Source organism: Pseudomonas sp. JV245A, from assembly GCF_032424515.1.
GTDB classification, from domain to species: domain Bacteria; phylum Pseudomonadota; class Gammaproteobacteria; order Pseudomonadales; family Pseudomonadaceae; genus Aquipseudomonas; species Aquipseudomonas protegens.
In genome coordinates this window covers 1-2610 of sequence record NZ_VYKE01000318.1, presented here as the reverse complement: position 1 = coordinate 2610, position 2610 = coordinate 1, and the positions used below count along the sequence as shown (strand labels likewise).

Annotated in this window: 4 protein-coding genes and 1 pseudogene; 3 read left to right on the top strand and 2 right to left on the bottom strand. The window is 67.5% G+C overall.

The genetic code is table 11. The features are described 5' to 3' along the window. Both glcF and F6S12_RS31125 read left to right on the top strand, forming a co-directional pair. Window positions 1-159, top strand: a pseudogene (glcF, locus tag F6S12_RS31130) (glycolate oxidase subunit GlcF); the annotation flags it as partial. Window positions 160-182: 23 nt separating this feature from the next. Next, on the top strand, window positions 183-590 hold the full coding sequence (locus F6S12_RS31125; protein WP_053150549.1) for a heme-binding protein: 408 nt from the start codon (window positions 183-185) through the stop codon (window positions 588-590). Window positions 591-597: 7 nt separating this feature from the next. Here F6S12_RS31125 and F6S12_RS31120 read toward each other — a convergent pair whose 3' ends face one another. Continuing rightward, window positions 598-1050 carry a DMT family transporter gene (locus tag F6S12_RS31120; RefSeq protein WP_041117272.1) on the bottom strand — a complete coding sequence of 151 codons (453 nt, stop codon included), beginning with the start codon at window positions 1048-1050 and terminating at the stop codon, window positions 598-600. Window positions 1051-1052: 2 nt separating this feature from the next. After that, the gene (locus tag F6S12_RS31115; protein WP_015635054.1) at window positions 1053-1556 is read right to left on the bottom strand and encodes a DMT family transporter; all 504 of its coding nucleotides are present in this window, start codon (window positions 1554-1556) and stop codon (window positions 1053-1055) included. Window positions 1557-1669: 113 nt separating this feature from the next. Here F6S12_RS31115 and F6S12_RS31110 point away from each other — a divergent pair. Continuing rightward, the coding region (locus F6S12_RS31110) for a LysR family transcriptional regulator (RefSeq protein ID WP_011060561.1) at window positions 1670-2610 on the top strand (941 nt) is incomplete at its 3' end.

Here is a 2610-nt window from a genome sequence, read left to right as displayed (position 1 = left end):
CTGGCGCGGCAACTGCGGGACGACAAGCTGCAGGCCCTGGAAAGCGGCCAGCCGGACCTCATTGCCACCGCCAATATCGGCTGCCAGAGCCACCTCGACGGCGCCGGCCGGACCCCGGTACGGCACTGGATCGAAGTGCTGGAAGCCGCCCTGCCCTGAACCTCACGCCCCTGGAGCTCGCCATGCAGCACAAAGCCGTACTGGGTCAAGACGAAGCCCGCCGCATCCTCGCCGCCGCCCGCGCCGAGGCCCAGCGCCACCGGTGGGCGGTGAGCATCGCCGTGGTCGACGACGGCGGCCATCCCCTGGCCCTGGAACGCCTCGACGGCTGCGCGCCGATCAGTGCCTATATCGCCACCGAAAAGGCCCGCACCGCGGCCCTCGGCCGGCGCGAAACCAAGGCCTACGAGGACATGGTCAATGGCGGGCGCAGCGCCTTTCTCTCGGCGCCGCTGCTCACCTCCCTGGAAGGCGGCGTGCCGATCCGCGTCGGCGGCCAGGTGGTCGGCGCGGTGGGGGTTTCCGGGGTCAAGTCCGGTGAAGACGCCCAGGTGGCACTGGCTGGCGCCGCGTGCCTGGAGCGCGATTGAAGCGGGTTCAGGCGCGGCGCACGCTGCTGCGGTACATGAACAGCAGCGCCAGGGTCAGGCACAGCATCGCCAGCAGGCGGCTGGGCGACAGTTCGATGGCCGGGTTGCCGAACCAGCCGAAGTTGTCGATCAGCATGCCCATGCCCAACTGCCCGAGAATCACCGCCACCGTGGCCACCGCAGTGCCGACCCGGGGCACGGCTCCCACCATCACCAGCATGTAGACCACGCCGAACAGCGCACCGGTCAGTTGCCATTTCGGCGCCTGCAGCAGGCTCATGGCCTGGGGCGGCTGGAAAAACACGATCAGCAACCCGGTGATCAGGGCACCCACGGCAAAGGTCAGCAGGCTGCTGCGCAACACACCGACGCTTTCTCCCAGGCGGCCATTGATCGCCGCCTGCACACTCAGCACCGCACCGGCGGCCACCACCACAACCAGCAATAGAAACAGATTCATCTTCAACCTCGGGCAATCAGGATCAGGGCCAGCACAATCAGCGCCAGGGCCAGCCAGCGTTCGGCATTGACCGGCTTGCGGGCGCTGCCGAACCAGCCGAAATGGTCGATCAGCACGCTTTTGCCCACCTGCCCGGAAAGGATCGCGATCATGGTCATGGCAATGCCGATATGGGGCGTGGCCAACGTCAGCACCACCACGTAGATCGGCCCCAGCACCCCGCCCAGCAACTGCCAGCGCGGCAACTGGCTGAAGGCCGGGCCGGGCTGCGGGCCGCTGAACAACAGCAGCAGCAACAGCAGCGCCGTGCCCACGCCGAAGATGCTCAGGGTCGCCCACAAATGGCCCACCTGGCTCCCCAGCGGGCCCAGCAGACCGGCCTCCACCGACAGGCCCATGCCCGCCAGGATCACCAGCGGCAACAGCATCAGACGCTGCCAGCCGGCAGCGGGTACAGCGTTCGCCACCGGGTTGGGCAGCGGTACTTCTATCGTTTCAGAGGACATGCAACACCTGCTCGACATCAAGGAATGGCCGGCATTATCGATTGCGCAAGCTTTGCGATAAATGGGAGCATGCCGACAACACCTTTGCGCAAAACGCACGGCAGGATCGACCCATGCACGGCTTCAACGACCTCGGTTTCAAGGCCCTGCGCCTGTTTATTGCCGTGCTCGACCAGGGCAGTTTTTCTGCCGTGGCGCGCCGCGAAGGGCTGGCGCCCTCGTCCATTTCACGGCAGATCCAACTGATGGAACAGGCCCTGGGCCAGCAGTTGCTCTACCGCCACACCCGCGCCGTCAGCCCCACCGAGGCCGGGCGCCTGCTGGGGCACCACGCGCGGCGGGTACTGGCGCAGTGGGAGGAAGCCGAACAGGCGTTGCAGGAACAGCAGGACGAACCGGCCGGGCTGGTGCGGATCAACGCCCCGGTGGTCTTTGGCCAGCGCCACCTGTCGCCCTGGCTCGGTGAACTGCACGGGCGCTACCCGAAGCTGCAGCTGGATATCCAGCAGACCGACCGCTACATCGACCCCTTGCAGGACGGCACCGACCTGCTGTTTCGCATCGGCACCCTGGAAGACTCCTCGATGCAGGCGCGCCTGCTGGCCCCGCAGCGCTACCGGGTAGCGGCCAGCCCGGCGTATCTGGCCCGGCACGGCACCCCGCAGCACCCGGAGCAACTGCAGCGGCACCAGTGCCTGGCCTACAAGGGCGAGACTGGCCAGCAGCGCTGGTTCTTCCGCCAGGGCCGGGCAGACTGGACGCCCTACAGCGTCAAGGGCCCGCTGACCGGCAACCACGCCGACACCCTGACCCAGGCCGCCGAACAGGGCCTGGGGCTGGTGATGTTCCCTTCCTGGCTGATTGGCGAAGCCCTGCACCAGGGCCGGCTGGTGGCGCTGTTCGAAGACTTCGACGTGGCCACCAGCCTCGAACCGCAACAGATCGCCGCCCTCTGGCCCGGCAGCCGCCGGCTGTCAGTGAAAGTGCGCACGGTGATCGACTTCTTCGTCGAGAAATTCGGCCCAGAGCCCTACTGGGACCGCCGCCCCGCCCC

Coding starts and splice junctions, on each gene's coding strand:
- F6S12_RS31125 (WP_053150549.1), top strand. CDS start 183: ATGCAGCACAAAGCCGTACTGGGTCAAGACGAAGCCCGCCGCATCCTC.
- F6S12_RS31120 (WP_041117272.1), bottom strand. CDS start 1,050: ATGAATCTGTTTCTATTGCTGGTTGTGGTGGTGGCCGCCGGTGCGGTG.
- F6S12_RS31115 (WP_015635054.1), bottom strand. CDS start 1,556: ATGTCCTCTGAAACGATAGAAGTACCGCTGCCCAACCCGGTGGCGAAC.